Raw genomic sequence first — 21,374 nt, 5'->3', positions numbered from 1 at the left:
GCCCCGTTTTATACGCAATCAGCCTGCGGCGCCCACCGGCTGTGGGACGCGCGCGATGGCGTTTTCCTTCACCGGCAGGTTGATCAGCGCGGCGAACACGCCCAGCGCGATCGCGATGTACCAGACGATGTCGTAGCTGCCCGTGGTGTCGTACAGGTAGCCGCCGAGCCACACGCCCAGGAACGAGCCGACCTGGTGGCTCAGGAACACGAAGCCGCTGAGCATCGACAGGTGCGCCACGCCGAAGATGCCCGCCACGATGGCGTTGGTGGCCGGCACCGTCGACAGCCACAGGAAGCCCATGGCCGCGGAGAACACATACACGCTCATCGGCGAGATCGGCGCCAGCAGGAACAGCGCGATCGCCACCGCCCGCGCGAAGTAGATGGCCGCGAGGATCTTGCGCTTGGCCAGCGTCTGCCCCAGCAGCCCGACGGTGTACGTGCCGAACACGTTGAACAGCCCGATCAGCGCCAGCGCGTAGCCCGCCACCTCGGCCGGCAGCGCGCGGTCGCGCAGGTAGGTCGGCATGTGGATGCCGATGAACGCGAGCTGGAAGCCGCACACGAAGTAGCCCGCCATCAGCAGCCCGAAGCTCGGATAGCGGAAGGCCTCGCCGACCGCCTGCAGCACCGACTGGTCGCGGTGCCCGGCCAGCGCCGCCGTCCTGGGTTCGCGCAGGCCGAAGGCCAGCGGAACGATGACCAGCACCAGCACCGCCAGCACCGCCAGCGCGGTCTGCCAGCCCAGGTGGCCGATGAGACGGCCCTCGATAGGCGCCATCAGGAACTGCCCGAACGAGCCGGCCGCCGCGGCCACCCCCATGGCCCAGGAGCGCCGCTCGGCCGGAATCTGCCGCCCGATCACGCCGTAGATCACCGCGTAGGTCGAGCCGGCCTGCGCCGCGCCGATCAGCACGCCCGCGCTCAGCGTGAAGAGCAGCGGTGTGGGCGAATGCGCCATGCCGAACAGGCCCAGCGCATAGAGCACCGCGCCGCCGATCAGCACCCGGAACGCCCCGAAGCGGTCGGCCAGCATGCCCGCGAACACCCCGAAGATGCCCCACGACAGGTTCTGGATGGCCAACGCGAACGAGAAGGTCTGGCGGCTCCAGTCCTGGGCCTGCGTGATGGGCTGGAGCCACAGTCCGAAGCCGTGGCGGATGCCCATCGAGAGCGTGACGATCATCGCCCCGCAGAACAGGACTTGCTTGATCGAGAGGGTGGGGGCGGGCGCTTGCATGGCGTCGAATGTAGCGACTTGCAGGCTGTGGCAGGCGCGCTGGCGGCCAAAGCCATTGATGATTTATCGGGGAGGTTTTGATGCCGTCGATGCATCAGGCCGATGCGGGCCTGCGCATGTCGCCGTCGTTCGGTCTGGTGACCGGGAGCATCGTTCCGGACCTGGAGCCGTCCGAAAAGGCAGGGCCAGAGCTTGCCTTGCTGGCTTGCACCGGTCAGGCCGTCGCCGACAAGCAGCCCCGTTCCTCCTGCCAGCCTCCGGCTGCGGTCGGAGGGTCCTGTATGGGTATCCAGTCATTTCCCTGCCACTGACTACAATCCGCCCCCATGGCGACTCCCCCCAAGACTCCCCCCAATTCATCGTCCGCGCCTTCCGGCTACTCGGAAGGCTCCATCCGCGTGCTCAAGGGCCTCGAGCCCGTCAAGCAGCGCCCGGGCATGTACACCCGCACCGACAACCCGCTGCACATCATTCAGGAAGTGCTCGACAACGCCGCCGACGAGGCGCTGGCGGGCTACGGCAAGAAGATCAAGGTCACGCTGCACCTCGACGGCTCGGTCAGCATCGAAGACGACGGCCGCGGCATTCCGTTCGGCATGCACCCCGAAGAAAAGGCCCCCGTGGTCGAACTCGTGTTCACCCGGCTGCACGCCGGCGGCAAGTTCGACAAGGGCTCCGGCGGCGCCTACAGCTTCTCGGGCGGCCTGCACGGCGTGGGCGTGTCGGTGACCAATGCGCTGTCGAAGCGGCTCGAAGTCACCTCGCACCGCGAAGGCTCGGTCGCCAAGCTGGCCTTCAGCGCCGGCGATGTGATCGAGGCGCTCGAGATCCGCAAGCTCGAAGCCGGCGAACGCAAGCAGGGCACCACCGTGCGCGCCTGGCCCGACGCCAAATACTTCGAGACCGCGGTGCTGCCCATGGCCGAACTCACGCACCTGCTGCGCAGCAAGGCGGTGCTGATGCCCGGCGTGAGCGTCACGCTCACCAACGAGAAGACCAAGGAAAGCCAGCAGTGGCTCTACAAGGGCGGCCTCAGCGACTACCTGATGCAGACGCTCAATGGCGATCCGGTCATTCCGCTGTTCGAAGGCGCCGGCCATGCCGACAAGAACGCCGACAACTTCGCCGAAGGCGAAGGCGCCGACTGGTGCGTGGCGTTCACCGAAGACGGCCAGCCGGTGCGCGAGAGCTACGTCAACCTGATTCCCACCAGCGCCGGCGGCACCCACGAAAGCGGCCTGCGCGACGGCCTCTTCACCGCGGTGAAGGGCTTCATCGAGCTGCATTCGCTGCTGCCCAAGGGCGTGAAGCTGCTGCCCGAGGACGTGTTCGCGCGCGCCTCGTACGTGCTCAGCGCCAAGGTGCTCGACCCGCAGTTCCAGGGCCAGATCAAGGAGCGGCTGAACTCGCGCGACGCGGTTCGCCTGGTATCGAGCTTCGTGCGCCCCGCGCTCGAGCTGTGGCTCAACCAGCACGTCGACTACGGCAAGCGCCTCGCCGAACTCGCCATCAAGGCCGCGCAGACGCGCCAGCGCGCCGGCCAGAAGGTCGAGAAGCGCAAGGGCTCCGGCGTGGCCGTGCTGCCGGGCAAGCTGACCGATTGCGAGAGCAAGGACATCAGCCACAACGAAGTGTTCCTGGTCGAGGGCGACTCCGCCGGCGGCAGCGCCAAGATGGGCCGCGACAAGGAAAGCCAGGCCATCCTGCCGCTGCGCGGCAAGGTGCTCAACACCTGGGAGGTCGAGCGCGACCGGCTGTTCGCCAACAATGAAATCCACGACATCTCGGTGGCCATCGGCGTCGACCCGCACGGACCCGACGACACGCCCGACATGAGCGGCCTGCGCTACGGCAAGGTCTGCATCCTGAGCGATGCCGACGTGGACGGCTCGCACATCCAGGTACTGCTGCTGACCTTGTTCTTCCGGCACTTCCCGAAGCTCATCGAAACCGGCCACGTGTATGTCGCAAAGCCGCCGCTGTTCCGGGTCGATGCGCCCGCGCGCGGCAAGAAGCCGGCCTCCAAGGTCTACGCGCTGGACGAGGGCGAACTGACCGCCACGCTCGACAAGCTGCGCAAGGACGGCGTGCGCGAAGGCGCCTGGAGCATCAGCCGCTTCAAGGGCCTGGGCGAAATGAGCGCGGAACAATTGTGGGAAACCACGCTCAATCCAGACACCCGGCGCCTGATGCAGGTCCAATTGGGCCGGTTCGACTTCACGTCCACCCAGGGCGAGATCACCAAGCTCATGGGCAAGGGCGAAGCGGCGGCGCGGCGCGAGCTCATGGAATTGCGCGCCGACGACGTCGACATCGATGTTTGACCCTCCCACCACGCATGTCAGCTTTCAAGCGTTCGTTGCTATTGGCCCTTTTGCTGTGCATGCAGCAGGGGTTTGCGCGCGCCGCTGACATCTACGGCTATGTCGACAGCAAGGGCGTGGCGCACTTCGCCTCCGAGAAAATCGACGAGCGCTACCAGATCTTCTTCAGGGGCGGCCAGAGCTTCGACACCTCGCAGGGCATTTCGCCGCTGGCGCGCAGTGGCCGCAAGCTCGACGGCAAGGTGCCGCCCGCATCGCAGACCCTGCTTGCCATGTTCGAGGCCTCGCCCAGCTACAAGAGCGCCAAGGCGGCGCTGCGCGATGCGTCGAACAAGCACGACATCGACTACGAACTGCTGCAGGCGCTGATCGCCACCGAATCGGGCTTCGACGCGCAGGCCGTCTCGCCCAAGGGCGCGATGGGCCTCATGCAGCTCATGCCGGCGACCGCGCAGCGCTACGGCGTGTCGGCGGACAAGCGCACGACCATCGAGAAGAAGCTGTTCGACCCGCGCATCAACATCGCCGCCGGCTCGCGCTACCTGCGCGACCTGATCGCCATGTTCCCGGGGCAGATCGAGCTGGCCCTGGCCGCCTACAACGCGGGCGAGGGCGCTGTGCAGCGCGCGGGCAACAAGATTCCGAACTACAAGGAAACGCAGAACTACGTGCAGACCGTGCTGCAGCTCTATGCGTACCTCAAGCCCGGCGCCACCGGGCGCAGCGGCGGCGCCGGCGCCGTCGGCGGCAAGTCGCCCGGGCGAGTGCGCATGGAAATGGGCGGCGCCGTCGGCCGCGGCAACATGCCGCCCGAGCGGCCGACGCAGTTGCCCGCCTTGCCCTCGATGCCCGACCCGTCCGCCGTGCCGACCTCTCCCTACATGCCCGAAGTGCCCGTCTCCTCCCTGACGGGCTCGTCTTCGGTGGCCATGACCGAATAAACAAGCAACAGCAATCTTCCGGAAACGACAGACGATGGATTCCCAACCTCCGCTCGACCTTGCGGGCCCCAACGACGGCGACACCACCCTCACGCTGGCCGACTACGCACAGACCGCCTACCTCGAGTACGCGCTCAGCGTGGTCAAGGGCCGCGCGCTGCCCGACGTGTCCGACGGCCAGAAGCCGGTGCAGCGGCGCATCCTTTACTCGATGTCGCGCATGGGCCTGGGCTTCGGCGGCACCAACGGCACGGTGGGCGCCAAGCCCGTGAAGAGCGCGCGCGTGGTCGGCGACGTGCTCGGCCGCTTCCATCCGCACAGCGACCAGGCCGCGTACGACGCGCTGGTGCGCATGGCGCAGGACTTCTCGCAGCGCTATCCGCTGGTCGACGGCCAGGGCAACTTCGGCAGCCGCGACGGCGACGGCGCCGCGGCCATGCGCTACACCGAGGCGCGCCTGGCGCGCATCACCAGCCTCTTGCTCGACGAGATCGACGAAGGCACGGTCGACTTCATTCCCAACTACGACGGCAGCACCGAAGAGCCGCGCCTGCTGCCCGCGCGCCTGCCCTTCACGCTGCTCAACGGCGCGAGCGGCATCGCGGTGGGCCTGGCCACCGAAATCCCGAGCCACAACCTGCGCGAGATCGCCGACGCCTGCGTGGCGCTGATCAAGTCGAATGGCCAGTTGAGCGAAGAAGAACTCTTCGCCATCGTGCCCGGCCCCGACTACCCGGGCGGCGCGCAGATCATCAGCAGCGCGAGCGACATCGCCGACGCCTACCGCACCGGCCGCGGCTCGCTCAAGGTGCGCGCGCGCTGGAAGATCGAAGAGCTGGCGCGCGGCCAGTGGCAGCTGGTGGTGAACGAACTGCCGCCGGGCGTCAGCACGCAGCGGGTGCTCGAAGAAATCGAGGAAATCACCAACCCCAAGGTCAAGACCGGCAAGAAGGCATTGAGCGCCGACCAGACGCAGCTGAAGGCGGCGATGCTGTCGGTGCTCGACGTGGTGCGCGACGAGTCCAGCAAGGACGCGGCCGTGCGCCTGGTGTTCGAGCCCAAGACCTCGCGCATCAGCCAGGAAGAGTTCATCACCACGCTGCTGGCGCAGACCTCGCTGGAAACCTCGTCGTCGATCAACCTCACCATGGTGGGCATCGACGGCAAGCCGACGCAGAAGTCGCTGCGCCAGATGCTCAACGAGTGGATCGCGTTCCGCCAGGTCACCGTCGAGAAGCGCTCGCGCCATCGGCTGAACAAGGTGCTGGAGCGGGTGCACATCCTCGAAGGCCGGCAGCTGGTGCTTCTGAACATCGACGAGGTGATCGCGATCATCCGCGCGGCCGAAGACCCCAAGGCCGCGCTGATGGCGCGCTTCAGCCTCAGCGAACGCCAGGCCGAGGACATTCTTGAAATCCGCCTGCGCCAACTGGCGCGGCTGGAGGCCATCAAGATCGAGCAGGAGCTCAAGGGCCTGCGCGAGGAACAGAAAAGGCTGGAGGACATCCTCGGCAGCCCGGCCGCCTTGCGCCGCCTGCTGGTGAAGGAAATCGAAACCGATGCCAAGACCTTCGAAGACGCGCGCCGCACGCTGATCCAGGCCGAGAAGCGCGCCGTGGCCGAAGTGAAGGTGGTCGACGAGCCGGTCACCGTCATCGTGTCGCAGAAGGGCTGGGTGCGCGCGCAGAAGGGCTGGGCGAGCGAGAAGGCCGCGGCCAACGGCGCGAGCGCGGAGAAGGGCGCCACGCCCGAATACAGCTTCAAGTCGGGCGATGCGCTCTACGGCGCCTTCGAATGCCGCAGCGTCGACACCCTGCTGGTGTTCGGCTCCTCCAAGGACAAGGGCGTGCGCGTCTACACCGTGCCCGTGGCCTCGCTGCCCGGCGCGCGCGGCGACGGCCAGCCCGTCACCACGCTCATCGAGCTGGACAGCGGCACGCACGTCACGCACTTCTTCGCCGGCCCGGTCGGCGCAAGCGTGCTGCTGGCCAACACCGGCGGCTACGGCTTCATCGCCACGGTCGAGAACATGATGTCGCGCCAGCGCGGCGGCAAGGCCTTCATCGACGTGGGCGAGGGCGAGCAGCTGTGCCGGCCTTCGCTCGTGGGCGGCGCGAGCGGCGCCGAGCCGATGCCCGCGGCCACGCACGTGGCCTGCGCCTCGACGGGCGGGCGCATCCTGACCTTCGAGATCGCCGAGCTCAAGAGCCTGCCCAAGGGCGGCCGCGGCCTCACGCTGATCGACCTGGAGCCCAAGGACACGCTCGCGGGCGCGGCGGCCTACACGCGCAGCGTGCGCATCGAAGGCATCGGCCGCGGTGCCAAGGAGCGCGAGGAAACACTGGAGATCCGCACGCTGAACAACGCACGCGGCAACCGCGCGCGCAAGGGCAAGGCGGCCGACCTGGGCTTCAAGCCGACCGGCGTCGTGCGGGTGCTGTGATGGGCGGCATCGACGTCAGCGTCATCGGCCTGTTCATCGCCGTGGTCACCGGCCTCGGCAGCTACGTGCTGGGCAAGCGCATGCGGGAGAAGCGCGCGGCGAAGAAGCGAGAGAAGGACCGCATCGCTTCGCAGGCCGGCGAGACCCGGCAGGTGCGCCGGGCGCGCGAGCGCAAGGAGCGCGGCGGGTAGCCACGCTCCGGCGCCGGGCCGGCCAGGCCTTCCCGGCCTTTTTCCGGGGGTTCAGCGCCTATTTGCGGGACAGGCCCAGCGCGTCGAGGATTTCCTTCTCGCGCTTCATCGCATCCACGGCAAAGGCGCGGTAGTCCTTCGCGCTCATGTAGTCCGGCTCCATCTCGTAGCGGGCCAGCATCTCCCTGAACTCCTTCGTCTCCATCGCCTGCTTGAACGCATCGTGCAGTTTGGCGGCAATGACGGGGTCCAGCCCCTTGGGGCCTACCAGTCCCCAAGGCGAGGTCTGCACGATGTTCGCGCCGCTTTCCTTCAGCGTGGGCACGTCGGGGTAGCGCGCCATGCGCTTGTCGCCCCACACGGCGATCAGCCGCAGCTTTCCGGAATCCACGTAGGGCACGAAGGCGGAGGTCTCCGCCGCGGAGTCGACCTGGCCGCCCACGATGGCCTGCAGCGATTCGGCGCTTCCCTTGTACGGAATGTGGTTGAGCTCGATCTTGTACAGGCGCGACAGCTGCTCCATCGTCAGGTGGTTGGTGGTGGCGATGCCGGGCGTGCTGTAGGTCAGCTTGCCGGGGTTCGCCCTGGCGTGCGCCACGTAGTCCTTCAAGGTCCTGATCGGCGAGTTCGCGGGCACGACGATGCCGAAGGCGTAGCCGGTCAGGCCGATCACATAGCTCAGGTCCTTCGCCGGGTCCCACTTGATGTCGTTGGTGTAGGGCAGCCGGTAGACCCCGGCCGAGGCAATGCCCAGCGTGTAGCCGTCCGGCGCGGCCGACTGCAGGCTCTGCGCGGGCATCGTGCCGCCGACGCCGGGCTTGTTCTCGATGACGATGGGCTGCTTGAGGATGGCGCCCGCCTTTTCCGCGAGCACCCGCATCGGCGCATCGGTCGAGCCGCCCGGGGCGAAGCCGATCATGATCTTGATGGGCCGCGAGGGATAGGCGCCCGGCTTTTCCTGGGCGTGAGCCTGCGGGCCGGGAACGACGACGGCGGCAAGGCCGGCGAGCGTGAATGCGAGGGCGTGGAATGTGCGATGGCGCATGGGAGTGCTTGAAGTGATGGTGTTCATGGCGCGGTGTTCAAAGGCGTCTGCGCGAGCGCTTTCAGCACGCCCTTGAGCACCTTGCCGTTGGGTGCCGACGGCAGCGTCGCCATGGCGCGGATCTCGCTGGGCTGCTTGTAGGGCGACAGGTGCTCGCGCAGGTGCGCGCGCAACCGCGCGTCGTCGATGGGCATGCCTTCCCTGGTTTCGATGAAGGCCACGATTTCCTCGTTGTGCCCGGCCTCGCGCCCGACGACCGCCGATTGCACGATGCCCGGGTAGGCGTTCAGCACCTGCTCCACCTCGAGCGGATAGACGTTGAATCCCGAGCGGATGATCAGCTCCTTGGTGCGTCCGGAGATGAACAGCGCGCCGTCGGGCGTGAGCCGCGCAAGATCGCCGGTGTTGAACCAGCCCGCCGCATCGATCACGGCCGCGGTGAGCTCGGGGCTGCGGTAGTAGCCCTTCATCACGCCGGGTCCGCGCACCCACAGCTCGCCCGCTTCGCCAGGTTCGACGCTGGCGCCGCCCAGGCCCTGGATGCGAAGCTCGACGCTCGGAATGCCCGGGCCGACGGCGCAGTCCTCGCGCGGCGCGTCCAGCCGTGTCTGCGCGACGGTGGGCGCGGTCTCGGTCAAGCCGTAGCCGTTGTGGAGCGGCAGCCTGAATTCCCGTTCCACCTCGGCCTTGAGGCTGGGCGTGAGCGGCGAACCGGCCACGCTGATCAGGCGCAGCGCGGGTGCGTCGATGGCCACGCCGCTCTTGCGCGCCCACTCCAGGATGCGGGCGAACAGCGCGGGCACGCCGGTGAAAACGCTGACACCGTCGCGGCGCAGCGCCCGCACCGCGTTCTCGGGTGCAAAGCGCGGCTCGAGCAGCAGCGCGGCGCCCGCGCACATCGCGCCGAGGAACTGCGTCGACAGGCCCACCACATGCGACATCGGCAGCACGCCGTAGACGACGTCGCGCGGGCCGAGCCGCCGCAGCTCGCGCGCGGAGGTGGCCACGAACATCAGGTTCGCGTGCGTCAGCATCACGCCCTTGGGCGCGCCCGTGGTGCCCGACGTGTAGACCATGGCCGCCACCTGCTTCGCGGGGTCGGCGTCGCAGGGCTCCGGCAGCACGTCCTCGGCGAGCGGGCCGATGGCGATTTCGCCCAGGTCGCTGCCGAAAGGCGTGGCCTGCTGGCGCTGCGCGTGGCCGCGCGCTTCGGGCGAGACATGGCACAGGTACAGCACGCGCCGCGCGCCGGAGTGCGCGATGAACTGGTCGATCTCGCGTGGCGACAGGCGCGCGTTCACCGCGACGGTCCAGGCGTCCAGCTTGCTCAGCGCCAGGAAGGCGACGCACAGCGCCGCGCAGTTCTCCCCGACGATGAGCACGCGGTCGCCGGCCCGCACGCCCGCGCCGGCCAACTGCCGCGCCATGGCGTCCATCTGCGCGCCGAGCTCGCCATAGCTCAGCGACACGCCGGCGTCGCGCAGCGCCAGCGCGTCGGGCTGCCCGGCGATCCAGGGCGAAAGAAGGTGGTGCACCCGAGGGGGCTTGGCGTATGTCTCGGTCGTCATTGATGGGTCGGTCCCGTGTTTCGAATGGCGGCGAGTCTATGAAGCAAGCGCTCCGAAGCACGTCTTTTGAAAACTGCACTGCAGAACAGAGAGCAGGGATTTCCCCAGTGAGAACGCACCGGGTTTCATCGCCTTCATTCGAGCGGCGGTGCAAGCCGGCATGCAGCTTCAAGTTCTGCAATGCAGTTTTGAATTCCGCCCGGCATGCGCTGTTCGGCGGTCCGGCATCCCAGAATGAAGTGGCCGCGCGGCAACCCGCGTGCATTCACAGACCGACCGACGAAAGACAACGCATGAACGACAAGAAAGCCATCCTCGTGATCGGCGCCGGAGACGCCACCGGTGGCGCCATCGCCAAGCGATTCGCCCGCGAGGGCTACATCGCCTGCGTCACCCGTCGCAGCGCCGACAAGCTCCAGCCGCTGGTGCGCGAGATCGAAGCCGCGGGCGGCCAGGCGCACGGCTTCGGCAGCGACGCCCGCAAGGAAGAGGAGATGGTCTCGCTGGTGGACAACATCGAGAAGAACATCGCGCCCATCGAGGTGGCGGTGTTCAACATTGGCGCCAACGTGCGCTTCGGCATCACCGAGACGACGGCGCGCGTCTACTTCAAGGTGTGGGAGATGGCCTGCTTCGGCGGCTTCCTCATGGGCCGCGAGGTGGCCAAGCGCATGCTGGAGCGCGGGCGCGGCACCATCATCTTCACCGGCGCCACCGCCAGCCTGCGCGGGCGCGACGGTTACGCCGCGTTCGCCGGCGCCAAGCACGGCCTGCGCGCGCTGGCACAGAGCATGGCGCGCGAACTGTGGCCCAAGGGCATCCACGTGGCGCACCCGGTGGTCGACGGCGCCATCGACACCGAGTTCATCCGCACCAACTTTCCCGAGCGCTACGCGCTGCTGGATCAGGGCGGCGTGGTGTCGCCGGACAGCATCGGCGAGGCCTACTGGCAGATCCACCAGCAGCCGCGCGATGCGTGGACGCACGAGATGGAACTGCGCCCGTGGATGGAAACCTGGTGAGCAGGGGAGCGACCATGCACGAGACGAACACCGTGAAGCTGCGCTTTCTCTTCGACTTCGGCAGCCCCAACGCCTACCTGTGCCACAAGGTGCTGCCAGCCATGGCGGCGCGCACGGGCACCGCGATCGAGTACGTGCCGATCCTGCTGGGCGGGCTCTTCAAGCTCACCAACAACCGCTCGCCGGCCGAAGCCTTCGCCGACATCGCGAACAAGCGCGCCTACGACGTGCTGGAGTTCCAGCGTTTTCTTGCGAAGCACCGCATCACGGCCTACCGCCGCAATGAATTCTTTCCCGTCAACACGCTGACCATCATGCGCGGCGCGGTGGCGGCGCAGGCGCTCGGCTGCTTCGAGCGCTATGTCGATGCCGTCTTCTCGTGCATGTGGGAGCGCAGCCTGAACATGGCCGATGCGTCCGTGGTGGCCACCGCGCTGAACGACGCGGGCCTGCCCGCGGCCGAGCTCTTTGCGTCCATGCAGACCGCGGAGGTCAAGCAGGCGCTCATGGCCAACACGCAGGCCGCCTTCGAGCAGGGCGCCTTCGGCTCGCCCACCTTCTTCGTGAACGACCAGATGTTCTTCGGCAAGGACCGCCTGCGCGAGGTCGAGGAAGAAATCGTTTCGCAGCACAGCCACTGACAGTCCCCGGCACTTTCACCATGAAAACCAGAATCACTGAACTCTTCGGCATCGCGCACCCCATCATCCAGGGCGGCATGCATTTCGTCGGCTTCGCCGAGCTGGCCGCGGCGGTCTCCAACGCGGGCGGCCTGGGCATCATCACCGGGCTCACGCAGAAGACACCCGAACTGCTGGCGAAGGAAATTGCCCGCTGCCGCGAGATGACCGACAAGCCCTTCGGCGTGAACCTCACCTTCCTGCCGACCTTCGCCTCGCCGCCGTATCCCGAGTACATCGACGCCATCGTCGAAGGCGGCGTGCGCATCGTCGAGACGGCCGGGCGCAGCCCCGAGCAATACATGCCGCAACTGAAGAAGGCCGGCGTGAAGGTCATCCACAAGTGCACCTCGGTGCGGCATTCGCTCAAGGCGCAGGCCATCGGCTGCGACGCGGTGAGCGTCGACGGCTTCGAGTGCGGCGGCCACCCGGGCGAGGACGACGTGCCCAACTTCGTCCTGCTGCCGCGCGCGGCGGAGGCGCTCGACATTCCGTTCGTCGCCTCGGGCGGCATGGCCGACGGCCGCAGCCTGGTGGCCGCGCTGGCGCTCGGCGCGGAGGGCATCAACATGGGCACGCGCTTCATCGCCACGCAGGAGGCACCGGTGCATGCGAACGTGAAGGCGGCCATTGTCGCGGCCTCCGAGCTCGACACGCGGCTGGTGATGCGCCCGCTGCGCAACACCGAGCGCGTGCTGAACAACGCGGGTGTGGAGGCCTTGCTCGCCATCGAGCGCGAGAAGGGCGCGCGCACGCAGATCGACGACATCCGCGAGTTCGTAGGCGGCGTGTACCCGAAGGTGATGGTCGACGGCGACATGGACGCCGGCGCCTGGAGCTGCGGCATGGTGGTCGGCCTGATCCACGACGTGCCGACGGTGGCTGAACTGGTCGCGCGGATCATGCGCGAGGCCGAGGCCATCGTTTCGCAGCGCCTGGCACGGCTGCTCTAGAGTAGGGCGCATGAAGCGCGCAGAAATCCATTCCAAGCGGGAGCTCGGCGAATACGAAGACGTCGAGCGCAAGGTCAACGCCAAGGAAGACCGGCACTTCGTGACGGCCCTCGCGCGCGGCCTGCAGGTGCTGCAATGCTTCGCCTCGGGCGAGGAGCGCCTGGGCAACCAGGAGCTGGCCGAGCGCTGCGGGTTGCCCAAGTCCACCGTCACGCGGCTGACCTACACGCTGACCAAGCTCGGCTTCCTGCACCACGTGGCGGAGTCGGGCCGCTACCGGCTGGGCATGGCCACGCTGACGCTGGGCGGCACCACGCTGTCGCGGCTCGATGCCAAGGAGGTGAGCCGTCCGCTCATGCAGCAGTTGGCCAACGACACCGGCTGCCTCATCGCGCTGGGCATGCGCGACGGCATGTCGATGCTCTACCTGGAAACCTGCCGCAGCGATTCGATCGTCACCATCCGGCTGAACATCGGCTCGCGCATTCCGCTGGCCACCTCGGCGATGGGGCGGGCCTACCTGGCCGGTGCCAAGCCGGGTGCGCGCCGCGGGCTGGAGGAGCGCATCCGCACGCTCGACGTGGCGGGCTGGCCGCGCATCGAGCAGGGAATTCGCCAGGCGGTCGCCGACATCGAGCAGTACGGCTGCTGCAGTTCCTTCGGCGACTGGCGCGGCGAGGTGAACGCCATCGCCTCACCGCTGCGGGTCGGCAAGGGCATGCCGCTGATGGTGCTGAGCGCGGCGGGGCCACGCTCGATGGCGCCGGAAGCCTTCATGCACGACGTTCGCCCGCAGCTGCTCGATACGGTGCGCGCGATCGAGCGGCATTTCCGCAATCCGGCCTAGGCCCTGACAAGCAAGCAAGCTCAGCGCAGGCCGACCCACCAGCGCGTGTTGGTGCGCGCCTGCCCCACCGTCACCACCTCGCCGATCACCGGCGTGGCCAGCTCGATCTTCTTCGCCTCGGTGAGGTCCGCGATGCGGTCCAGCGGGTCGTGCCAGGTGTGGAAGGCCAGGTCGAAGGTGCTGTTGTGCACCGAGAAGAACACCTTGCCGCGCAGGTCCTCGAAGGCCTGCACGCTCTGCTCGGGCGTCATGTGCACGGCGGGCCACATGGCGTCGTAGGCGCCGTTTTCCATCAGCGCGATGTCGAAGCCGCCGAAGCGCTCGCCGATCTGCTTGAAGCCGGGGAAGTAGCCCGAGTCGCCGCTGTAGAAGATGCGCTGGTCGCCGCTTTGCACCACCCACGAGGCCCACAGCGTGCGGTCGCGGTCGCCCAGGGTGCGGCCCGAGAAATGCTGCGCGGGCGTGGCGGTGAGCTTCACGCCGTCGTGTTCGGCCCCTTGCCACCAGTCGAGCTCGCTCACGCGCTCGGCCGGCACGCCCATCACCACCAGCCGCGAGCGCACGCCCAGGGGCACGAAGTAGCGTTGCACGCTTTTCGAGAGGTACTCGATGGTGGCCAGGTCGAGGTGGTCGTAGTGGTCGTGCGAAAGAATCACGCCCTCGATGGGCGGCAGCTGTTCGAGCGTGATCGGCGGCTGGTGAAAGCGCTTCGGCCCGGCCCACTGCACGGGCGACACGCGCTCGCTGAACACCGGGTCGATCAGCCAGTACTTGCCGCGCAGCTTGAGCAGGTGCGACGAGTGGCCCAGGCGCACCACGTGGTTGGTCTTGACGTCGAGCGCGTCGAGCGTGGCCCGGTCCAGCGGCTTCACCGGAATGGCGTCGACGGGCACGCTGTCGACCTTGCTGCCCACGATGAAGCGCGACCAGATGCGCCAAGCGCTGGCCTGCGCGGGCAGGTCGGGGTTGGCCATGTTGTGGAAACCGCCGTCCTTGAACTGGGGCGAGCTGTCGTAGCGTGCCTCGCCGCTGGCGGCGCTGCAGCCCGCCACGAAGGCGCAGCCGGCCGCGGCCAGCGCGGTGCCGCGGCGCAAGAGTTGCGGCAGGTAGGAGCCCTGCGGGCCCGATTCGTCAGCCATGGGGGAGCCTTCTTGATTGTGTTTGTCGGATGGCGGGAGATTAGCCATGGCAGGCGTTTCAATGGTTTCAGCCTTAGAAACATTCGGCAGGCAGGGCCTTTGCCTATGCCATGCGCTGTATGGCCGGCGCCCCTGTGCCTCGGCACACTGGAAGGCTCGATCGGCTTCGACAAGGCGGCAGACTCATGAGCAGCAATCGCTATCCCATCATCTACGTGCGCGGCTACGCCATGACCGAGGCCGAGCGCGACGACACCGCGGCCGATCCGTTCTGCGGCTTCAACCTGGGCTCCACGGTGTACCGCGCCACGGTGAAGAAAGAAGCGCCCGCGCAGAAGTTCGTCTTCGAGTCGCCGGTGGTGCGGCTGCTGGCCGACTTTCAATACCAGAGCGTCTACCAGAACGGCCTGGACATCCTCGACCCCGACTGGAAACCATCGCCCGACGAGACCGGCAAGGACGTGGACGGAATTCCCTCGGCCTCGGTCATCATCTATCGCTACTACGACTCGGGCTCCGAGCTGCTCGGCGACGGACAGTCGAAGGACGTGACCGTGTACGCGCAGGGCCTGAGCCAGCTGATCCTGCGCGTGCGCGATCTGGTGGCCCTGCGCGAGGGGCCGGGCTACGACCGCGCCGACTTCCGCTGCTACCTCGTCGCGCATTCGATGGGCGGCCTCGTAGTGCGGGCCTTGCTGCAGAACCTGGCGCTCGGCGACGCGGCGGCGCGCGCCTGCGTCGACAAGGTGTTCACCTATGCCACGCCGCACAACGGCATCGACATGGGCGGCATCAACGTGCCGGCCTGGCTCACGGTGAACGAGATGAACACCTTCAACCGCGACAAGATGTCCGAGTTCCTGGCCACCGCGCCGGTCGACGGCCGCATGGACTACCTGCCGGCCACCGCCTTTCCGCCCGAGCGCTTCTTCTGCATGGTCGGCTCCAACCGCGGCGACTACGAAAGCGCCAAGGGCCTGTCGCGCATGTTCGCGGGCCACGGCAGCGACGGGCTGGTGCGCATCGAGAACGCCTCGCTCTGGTCGACCGATGCCGCCGGCAAGACGCTGCCGGTGGCCACGGCCTACACCTACCGCTCGCATTCCGGCTTCTTCGGCATCGTCAATTCCGAGGAGGCCTACCAGAACCTCGTGCGCTTCCTGTTCGGCGACGTGCGGGTCGACCTGTGGTTCGACGTCGACGGCGTCACGCTGCCGCCCGACCTGCCCGCGGGCGCCGACGTCGACGCGCTCTACCAGGTCGAACTGCTGGCCGCGCCGCGCGGCAAGCGCTGGTACCTGAGCCGGCGCGTGGCGGAAGAAGACTCGCCCGCCTGCCGCACGCACAAGGAACTGACCGACCCCGCCAAGGCCGACCGGCGCGCCATCTACCTGTCGAGCGTGTTCCTCGCCAACAAGGCCCGCGTGAAGCAGGACCGCCCGACACTGGCCTACGCCATGACCCTGGGCGTGCGCGTGCCCGACTACCAGGTCAACAACAAGTTCTGGCTCGACGGCCACTACGAGGGCAGCTCGCTGTTTCGCGACACGCTGGTCATCGAGCTTTCGCCGCCCGCGGCGGACGATGCGGCGCAAAACTGGAGCGTCAAGTACGGCTGGCAGACCGACACGGCAGGCAAGGCCTCGCTGCCGATCAGCCCCAGGCAGCTGGCCGGTGGCAAGCTGCAGTTCGTGGTGCCGCTGTCGAGCCTGGGCGCCGCGCCGGCCGCGCCCGGCATCAGCGGGAAAGTACGGCTCGAGGTGAGTGCCTGGAACTGAAGCCCGCGGCTACGATGGGCGCCATGAAAACTGCCATCCTCGTCATCGACGTCCAGCGCGGTCTGTGCGACGACCTGCCGCGTCCCCATGAAGCTGAAGAAGTGATGCAGCGCATCAACGCGCTCACCGAACGCGCCCGCGCGAGCGGCGTGCCGGTCGCCTTCATCCAGCATGAGAACGCGGTGGACCTGGAGTTCGACTCCGAGCGCTGGCAGCTCGCCGGCGCGCTGAACACCGACTCGCGCGACGCGAAGATCCGCAAGACCACGCCCGACTCGTTCCTGCGCACGCCGCTCGAAGCCTGGCTGTCGGACCGGGGCGTGAAGCGGGTGGTGATCTGCGGCTACTCGTCGGAGTTCTGCGTGGACACCACCACGCGCCGCGCCGCCGCGCTGGGCTACGAGGTGGTGCTGGCCGCCGACGCGCACACCTCGCACGACAAGCCGCATGCCACGGGCGCGCAGATTCGCGCGCACCACAACGCCACGCTGTCGGACATCACGAGCTTCGGCGTGCCGATTCGCGCGGTGCCCGCCGCCGACATCGTGCTGGCCGGCTGAACGCCTTCTATCCGGCCAGTTCGCCGGCGTGCCGTCGCCAGAAGGCCGCATCGGCGTACGTGCCCACGCCGGCGGCCGCGTTGTCGGCCATGTGTTCGGCACGGCTCGTGCCGGGTATCACGCAGGTCACGCCGGCGTGGCCCAGCACGAACTTCAGCAGCAACTGCGCCCAGCTCGTGCAGCCGATTTCCGCGGCCCAGCCGGGCAGCGGCTTGCCACGCAACCGGCGCAGCAGGCCACCGCCGCCGAACGGCAGGTTGACGATCACCGCCACGCCGCGCTCGGCCGCCAGCGGCAGCAGGCGCTGTTCGGCGTCGCGGGCGTCGGCCGAATAGTTGATCTGCAGAAAGTCGAGCTTCTCCGCGCGCAGCACCGCCTCGACCTCGCCATAGGCCGACGCCGTGTAGTGCGTGATGCCGATGTAGCGCACGCGGCCTTGCGACTGCCAGCCGCGCAGCGTGGCGAGGTGGGTGCGCCAGTCGATCAGGTTGTGCACCTGCATCAGGTCGATGCGCGGCGTGCGCAGGCGCTTGAACGATTGCGCCATCTGCGCGGTGCCGGCCTCCCGCCCCGAGGTCCAGACCTTGGTGGCGAGAAAGGCCTTGTCCCGCCCACCCGAGGTGGCCAGCAGCTCGCCGGTGGTTTCCTCGGAGCGGCCATACATCGGCGAGCTGTCGATCACCGTGCCGCCGGCCGCGAACAGGGCGTCGAGCACGCCGGGCAGGCGCCGGTATTCGTCGGTGCCGGGGCGCTGGTCGAAACCGATCCAGGTGCCGCAACCGACGACGGGCAGGGCTTCCTGCGTGGAGGGAATGGGTCGGGTGTTCATCTTCGTCGGCATGGGCGGTGGCGGCTGCTGCTGCGCGAAGGACGGTAGCGCCGCGCCCGCCGGCAGCGTCGCAAGCAGCCGCAGGAACCGGGCGCGTGAAAGACCAGGGGGCTTTGCGCTGGGCGGGCCGGGTGGTGTCATGGATGCGCGCCACCTTAGCACCGCGGCCCTGGAAAACCGGGGCATCGGCGCATCGCCGCGTTCAGCCCAGGGCGATCAGTTGCCGCTGCCGGTGCTTGCGGCGCCCGCCGGCTTGTTCATGTACGCCAGCGTGCTGCCCACCAGCGCGCGCACGCCCACCTTCATCGCCGACTCGTCGATGACGAATTCCGACGAATGGTTGGGCGCGCCGTGCCGGTCGCCGAAGGGCGAGGCGTTCAGGTGCCAGAACACGACGGGAATGTTCTTGCCGAAGGAGCCGAAGTCTTCCGAGCCCATGCTGGGTTGCGACTCGCGCGCCTTGCCCGCGCCGGCGGCGGTTTCCAGCGCCTGCGCCACCGCCTGCGTGGCGGCGGGGTCGCTCACCAGCACCTCGTAGCCGGTGTCGATGGTCACCTCGGCGGTGAGGCCGTGGCTCTCGGCGATCTTCTGCGCCTTCAGGCGGATGTTGTCGTGCGCCACCTTCTGGTTCTTTGCCGACAGCGAACGCACCGTGCCCGCGATCTCGGCCGTGTCGGGCAGGATGTTCACGCGGTTGCCGCTTTGCAGCAGGCCCACCGTGACCACGGTGGGGCCGTCCAGCGGATCGATCTGGTGGCTCACGATGTTCTGCAGCGCCAGCACGATCTCGGCCGCCGCAACGGTGGGTTCCTTGGCGGTCCATGGCGAGGAGCCGTGGCCGCCCTTGCCCTTGAGCGAGATCTTGAACACATCGCCGCTGGCCATGAAGCCGCCGCGGCGGTAGCTGATGGTGCCCGAGGGGCCGCGCGCGTTGATGTGCTGGCCCATCACCACGTCGACCTTCGGGTTGTCGAGCACGCCGGCCTTCACCATGGCGGGCGCGCCGCTGAGCACCGGGCCGGGGCCTTGCTCTTCGGCCGGCTGGAACAGGAACACGACCGTGCCGGGCAGCTCCGCGCGCATCTGCGAGAAGGCCTGCGCGGCGCCCAGCAGCATGGCCACGTGCGTGTCGTGGCCGCAGGCGTGCGACACCGGCACCTCCGCATTGAGCCAGGGCGCCTTGTCGGTCGACTTGAAGGGCAGGTCGTTGCGCTCGAGCACGGGCAGGGCGTCCATGTCGGCGCGCAGCGCCACCACCGGGCCCGGCCTGCCGCCGCGCAGCACGGCCTTGATGCCGGTCTTGGCGATGCCGGGCTGCACCTCGATGCCGGGCATCTTCGCGAGCGCGGCGGCAATGTAGGCGGCGGTCTGCACCTCCTGGTAGGAGAGCTCGGGGTGCTGGTGGATGTGCCGGCGCCACGCGATGACCTGCGCCTCGGAGGCGTCCGCCAGCGCCAGCGCGCGCGTGGCGAGGGCGTTGCCGGCGTCCGGTGCGGCCTGCGTGGCTTGCGCGAAGGCGGCGGTGTTCAGGAAACTGCCGGACAGCATCAGCAGGGCAAGGCGGGAGCGGATGTTCATGGTGTTCTGCAAGGAAAGTGAAAGAACCGCCGCGGACCTTAGCGAAAGCGGGTGTGAAGGAAAAGATCCGAGAAACTTCGAGGCGATCAAAATTGCTGATCGCCCCTTTTTCGATTGCCCGCACGGCTGCACGCCATGAACCTGAAGCACCTGAAGATCTTCGAAGCGGTCGCCGATGCCGGCAGCATCCGCGCCGCCGCGCGCGGCGGCGAGCTGACGCAGCCCGCCATGACCTACGCCATTCGCGAGCTGGAGCACAGCGTGGGCGCGCAGCTGCTGGTGCGCAGCGCCAAGGGCGTGGTGCTCACGCCCATCGGCGAAGCGCTGCTGCGGCGCGCGCGTTCATTGGCCGACGAGGTGCGCCGCACCGAAGAAGAAATTGCCCAGCTGCGCGACGGCGCGGGCGGCTCGCTGCGCGTGGCCTTCAGCTCGTTCGCGGTCGAGCGGCTGCTGCCGAACGCGCTGCTCGACTTTCGCGCCCGTTGGCCGGGCGTGGCCCTCGAGCTGCAGGAGCTCAGCGGCACCGACGTGAACGGACTGTGGAAGCGCAGCGAGTTCGACTTCGCCATCCTCGGCGAGCTGGAGCCCGTGGCCCACGACGGGCTGCAAAGGGAAGTGCTGCTCGACTTTCCACTGGCCGTGATCGCCAAGGCAGGCCATCCGCTGGCGCGCGTGCGCGCGATGGGCAAGCTGCACGAGGCGATGTGGGTGGTGCCCAGCTACGGCGCGCAGCTGTTGCGCCGCTGCTTCGCACAGCTTGGCGAAGCGCCGCCGCGCGACATCGTGGTCTGCCATTCGTGGCAGCTGGGCATGACGCTGGTGAAGCGCGCGGGCGCGCTCACGCTGGCGTCGTCGTCGTTGTTCACGCGGGCGACCGCCTCAAGGGGGCTGGTGGCGCTGCGCCTGGCCGACAGGTTGCCGAACGTGCAGGTGTCGCTGCTGATGCGCGACTGCGCGGCGCTCACGCCCGCCGCGCAGGCCTTCGCCCAGGCGCTGCAGGCGGTGGCGCGCACGGTGCAGGCGGGAGGCTGAAAGGGCTGAAGGGGCCGTGCTGGTCAGCGCAGGTACCGCCCGTCGGCCTTCAGCATCGACAGCTCGGAGAAGGTCAGCCCGCGGTGCTCGCCGGGACGGTAGGCCACGGCGATGCCGCCGAGATCGAGCGTCTTGAACGACTCCAGGCCCTTCTGCAGCGACTCCGGCGTCGGGTTCGCGCCCGCGCGCTTGAGCCCTTCGGCCATCACCTTGGCCGTGACGTAGCCCTCGAGGCTGGCGTAGCTGAACTCGGTCGCGCCGATCTTCTTCATGGCGGCCTGGTATTCGGCGATGACCGGCATCGCGCTGTTCCAGGGGTAGGGCACCACCTGCGAGATGACCACGCCGGCCGCGTCCTTCTTGATGTCCTGGAACAGCTTCTGCCCGTTGAGGAAGGAGAACGAATAGAAGGCCGTCTCGCCGCCGGCCGCGCGGTAGGCCGTGATGAACTTGGCGGCCACGTCGTTGGTGGCCGACAGCACCACCGCCTTGGGCTTGAGCTTGGCCAGTTCCTGCGCGCGCTCGGTGGCGTCGGAGCCGTCGTTCTTCACGGCCACGCTGCCCACCATCTTGTCGCCGCGCTCGGCAATGAATTTCTGCGTGCTTTCCATCGCCGAGCGCGCGCCCGGGTTGTCGTTGTGCGCGAAGGCGATGCGCGACAGGCCGATGGTGAAGAGGTGGTTCACGATGCGGCTGTATTCCTCGTCGAAGCTGATGCGCACCGGAAAACCGTACTCCGAGAATTTCACCACCGGGCCCGCGCCGGTGTACGGGCCGACCACGGGAATCTTCAGTTCGTTGGCGGTCTTCAGCGCGCCGACCGACGACGAGGTGCCGATGGGCATCAGGATGCCGACCGCGCCTTCGCTGGCGAAGGCCTTGACGTTCTCCGAGCCCTTGGCAGGGTCGTAGGCGTCGTCGAGCTGGCGAAGTTCCACCGGCCGGCCGTTGATGCCCCCGCCGGCGTTGAGCGCGGTGAACATGGCCCGGATGCCGACCAGCGGCTCGGTCGACAGCGAGGCGAGCGGCCCGGTCTTCACGTAGGTCTGGCCGATGACGATGGGCTTGGGTTGGGCCTGCGCCGGTGATGGGAGTGCCAGTGCCAACGTGCACAGGGCGGTGAGGGCGGCGGCAATCGAACGAATCATTTTGTGTAATAAAGTCACAAAGTGTTAACGAACTTATCTTAAGGCAGCGTTCCG

At 68.1% G+C, this 21,374-nt stretch carries 18 protein-coding genes; 11 read left to right on the top strand and 7 right to left on the bottom strand.

Translation table 11 applies throughout. The annotated features are described in order from the left end of the window. Window positions 1-18 precede the first annotated feature (18 nt). Complete coding sequence (locus AC1DJH_RS02040; RefSeq protein ID WP_478184557.1) at window positions 19-1,242, bottom strand: MFS transporter; 1,224 nt, start codon at window positions 1,240-1,242, stop codon at window positions 19-21. Window positions 1,243-1,568: 326 nt separating this feature from the next. Between AC1DJH_RS02040 and AC1DJH_RS02035 the strand changes: the two genes are divergently transcribed. Genes AC1DJH_RS02035 through AC1DJH_RS02020 form a run of 4 tightly spaced genes read left to right on the top strand, consistent with a single transcriptional unit; the run spans window position 1,569 to window position 7,141 of the window. Then, the gene (locus AC1DJH_RS02035) at window positions 1,569-3,566 is read left to right on the top strand and encodes a DNA topoisomerase IV subunit B (protein ID WP_478184556.1); all 1,998 of its coding nucleotides are present in this window, start codon (window positions 1,569-1,571) and stop codon (window positions 3,564-3,566) included. A gap of 14 nt (window positions 3,567-3,580) precedes the next feature. Beyond that, window positions 3,581-4,507, top strand: coding sequence for a lytic transglycosylase domain-containing protein (locus AC1DJH_RS02030; protein ID WP_478184555.1), 927 nt, complete (start codon window positions 3,581-3,583; stop codon window positions 4,505-4,507). 34 nt (window positions 4,508-4,541) lie between these two features. Beyond that, complete coding sequence (gene parC / locus AC1DJH_RS02025) at window positions 4,542-6,950, top strand: DNA topoisomerase IV subunit A (RefSeq protein WP_478184554.1); 2,409 nt, start codon at window positions 4,542-4,544, stop codon at window positions 6,948-6,950. Beyond that, window positions 6,950-7,141 (top strand): hypothetical protein, encoded by a 192-nt coding sequence (locus tag AC1DJH_RS02020; protein WP_435483446.1) that lies wholly within the window; start codon window positions 6,950-6,952, stop codon window positions 7,139-7,141. Before parC ends, AC1DJH_RS02020 begins: the two co-directional genes overlap by 1 nt. Before the next feature lie 58 nt (window positions 7,142-7,199). On the opposite strand, the gene AC1DJH_RS02015 is transcribed toward AC1DJH_RS02020, so the two are convergent. Beyond that, complete coding sequence (locus tag AC1DJH_RS02015; protein WP_478184553.1) at window positions 7,200-8,186, bottom strand: Bug family tripartite tricarboxylate transporter substrate binding protein; 987 nt, start codon at window positions 8,184-8,186, stop codon at window positions 7,200-7,202. Between the two features lie 23 nt (window positions 8,187-8,209). Continuing rightward, entirely contained in the window at window positions 8,210-9,754 is a 1,545-nt protein-coding gene (locus AC1DJH_RS02010) for a class I adenylate-forming enzyme family protein (RefSeq protein WP_478184552.1), read from the bottom strand. 293 nt (window positions 9,755-10,047) lie between these two features. Between AC1DJH_RS02010 and AC1DJH_RS02005 the strand changes: the two genes are divergently transcribed. From AC1DJH_RS02005 to AC1DJH_RS01990, 4 genes are read left to right on the top strand one after another with little or no spacing between them, the layout of a single operon-like run. Continuing rightward, window positions 10,048-10,776, top strand: a complete 729-nt coding sequence (locus AC1DJH_RS02005; protein ID WP_478184551.1) for an SDR family oxidoreductase — start codon at window positions 10,048-10,050, stop codon at window positions 10,774-10,776. A 14-nt stretch (window positions 10,777-10,790) separates the two neighbouring features. Further along, a complete protein-coding gene (locus AC1DJH_RS02000) occupies window positions 10,791-11,417 on the top strand; it encodes a DsbA family protein (protein ID WP_478184550.1) in 627 nt (208 codons plus the stop codon). A gap of 20 nt (window positions 11,418-11,437) precedes the next feature. Then, entirely contained in the window at window positions 11,438-12,409 is a 972-nt protein-coding gene (locus AC1DJH_RS01995) for an NAD(P)H-dependent flavin oxidoreductase (protein ID WP_478184549.1), read from the top strand. Between the two features lie 10 nt (window positions 12,410-12,419). Further along, on the top strand, window positions 12,420-13,256 hold the full coding sequence (locus tag AC1DJH_RS01990) for an IclR family transcriptional regulator (RefSeq protein ID WP_472123264.1): 837 nt from the start codon (window positions 12,420-12,422) through the stop codon (window positions 13,254-13,256). Window positions 13,257-13,276: 20 nt separating this feature from the next. On the opposite strand, the gene AC1DJH_RS01985 is transcribed toward AC1DJH_RS01990, so the two are convergent. Then, a complete protein-coding gene (locus AC1DJH_RS01985) occupies window positions 13,277-14,395 on the bottom strand; it encodes an MBL fold metallo-hydrolase (RefSeq protein ID WP_478184548.1) in 1,119 nt (372 codons plus the stop codon). Between the two features lie 185 nt (window positions 14,396-14,580). Between AC1DJH_RS01985 and AC1DJH_RS01980 the strand changes: the two genes are divergently transcribed. Next, window positions 14,581-16,173 carry an esterase/lipase family protein gene (locus tag AC1DJH_RS01980; RefSeq protein ID WP_478184547.1) on the top strand — a complete coding sequence of 531 codons (1,593 nt, stop codon included), beginning with the start codon at window positions 14,581-14,583 and terminating at the stop codon, window positions 16,171-16,173. Between the two features lie 23 nt (window positions 16,174-16,196). Then, window positions 16,197-16,733: a cysteine hydrolase family protein gene (locus AC1DJH_RS01975; protein WP_472123272.1), complete on the top strand. Its 537-nt coding sequence runs from the start codon at window positions 16,197-16,199 to the stop codon at window positions 16,731-16,733. Window positions 16,734-16,740: 7 nt separating this feature from the next. On the opposite strand, the gene AC1DJH_RS01970 is transcribed toward AC1DJH_RS01975, so the two are convergent. Further along, complete coding sequence (locus AC1DJH_RS01970) at window positions 16,741-17,703, bottom strand: aldo/keto reductase (protein WP_478184546.1); 963 nt, start codon at window positions 17,701-17,703, stop codon at window positions 16,741-16,743. 75 nt (window positions 17,704-17,778) lie between these two features. Next, complete coding sequence (locus AC1DJH_RS01965) at window positions 17,779-19,140, bottom strand: M20 metallopeptidase family protein (RefSeq protein ID WP_478184545.1); 1,362 nt, start codon at window positions 19,138-19,140, stop codon at window positions 17,779-17,781. A gap of 135 nt (window positions 19,141-19,275) precedes the next feature. On the opposite strand from AC1DJH_RS01965, the gene AC1DJH_RS01960 reads away from it, so the two are divergent. Continuing rightward, window positions 19,276-20,172, top strand: coding sequence for a LysR family transcriptional regulator (locus AC1DJH_RS01960; protein WP_478184544.1), 897 nt, complete (start codon window positions 19,276-19,278; stop codon window positions 20,170-20,172). 23 nt (window positions 20,173-20,195) lie between these two features. On the opposite strand, the gene AC1DJH_RS01955 is transcribed toward AC1DJH_RS01960, so the two are convergent. Continuing rightward, entirely contained in the window at window positions 20,196-21,320 is a 1,125-nt protein-coding gene (locus AC1DJH_RS01955) for an ABC transporter substrate-binding protein (RefSeq protein ID WP_478184543.1), read from the bottom strand. Window positions 21,321-21,374 lie beyond the last annotated feature (54 nt).

The sequence above is a fragment of the Variovorax sp. 10N412 genome (assembly GCF_056394985.1).
The sequence above is the reverse complement of the archived record's forward strand: the minus strand, read 5'-3'. Positions and strand labels throughout refer to the sequence as shown.

Coding starts and splice junctions, on each gene's coding strand:
- AC1DJH_RS02040 (WP_478184557.1), bottom strand. CDS start 1,242: ATGCAAGCGCCCGCCCCCACCCTCTCGATCAAGCAAGTCCTGTTCTGC.
- AC1DJH_RS02035 (WP_478184556.1), top strand. CDS start 1,569: ATGGCGACTCCCCCCAAGACTCCCCCCAATTCATCGTCCGCGCCTTCC.
- AC1DJH_RS02030 (WP_478184555.1), top strand. CDS start 3,581: ATGTCAGCTTTCAAGCGTTCGTTGCTATTGGCCCTTTTGCTGTGCATG.
- parC (WP_478184554.1), top strand. CDS start 4,542: ATGGATTCCCAACCTCCGCTCGACCTTGCGGGCCCCAACGACGGCGAC.
- AC1DJH_RS02020 (WP_435483446.1), top strand. CDS start 6,950: ATGGGCGGCATCGACGTCAGCGTCATCGGCCTGTTCATCGCCGTGGTC.
- AC1DJH_RS02015 (WP_478184553.1), bottom strand. CDS start 8,186: ATGCGCCATCGCACATTCCACGCCCTCGCATTCACGCTCGCCGGCCTT.
- AC1DJH_RS02010 (WP_478184552.1), bottom strand. CDS start 9,754: ATGACGACCGAGACATACGCCAAGCCCCCTCGGGTGCACCACCTTCTT.
- AC1DJH_RS02005 (WP_478184551.1), top strand. CDS start 10,048: ATGAACGACAAGAAAGCCATCCTCGTGATCGGCGCCGGAGACGCCACC.
- AC1DJH_RS02000 (WP_478184550.1), top strand. CDS start 10,791: ATGCACGAGACGAACACCGTGAAGCTGCGCTTTCTCTTCGACTTCGGC.
- AC1DJH_RS01995 (WP_478184549.1), top strand. CDS start 11,438: ATGAAAACCAGAATCACTGAACTCTTCGGCATCGCGCACCCCATCATC.
- AC1DJH_RS01990 (WP_472123264.1), top strand. CDS start 12,420: ATGAAGCGCGCAGAAATCCATTCCAAGCGGGAGCTCGGCGAATACGAA.
- AC1DJH_RS01985 (WP_478184548.1), bottom strand. CDS start 14,395: ATGGCTGACGAATCGGGCCCGCAGGGCTCCTACCTGCCGCAACTCTTG.
- AC1DJH_RS01980 (WP_478184547.1), top strand. CDS start 14,581: ATGAGCAGCAATCGCTATCCCATCATCTACGTGCGCGGCTACGCCATG.
- AC1DJH_RS01975 (WP_472123272.1), top strand. CDS start 16,197: ATGAAAACTGCCATCCTCGTCATCGACGTCCAGCGCGGTCTGTGCGAC.
- AC1DJH_RS01970 (WP_478184546.1), bottom strand. CDS start 17,703: ATGACACCACCCGGCCCGCCCAGCGCAAAGCCCCCTGGTCTTTCACGC.
- AC1DJH_RS01965 (WP_478184545.1), bottom strand. CDS start 19,140: ATGAACATCCGCTCCCGCCTTGCCCTGCTGATGCTGTCCGGCAGTTTC.
- AC1DJH_RS01960 (WP_478184544.1), top strand. CDS start 19,276: ATGAACCTGAAGCACCTGAAGATCTTCGAAGCGGTCGCCGATGCCGGC.
- AC1DJH_RS01955 (WP_478184543.1), bottom strand. CDS start 21,320: ATGATTCGTTCGATTGCCGCCGCCCTCACCGCCCTGTGCACGTTGGCA.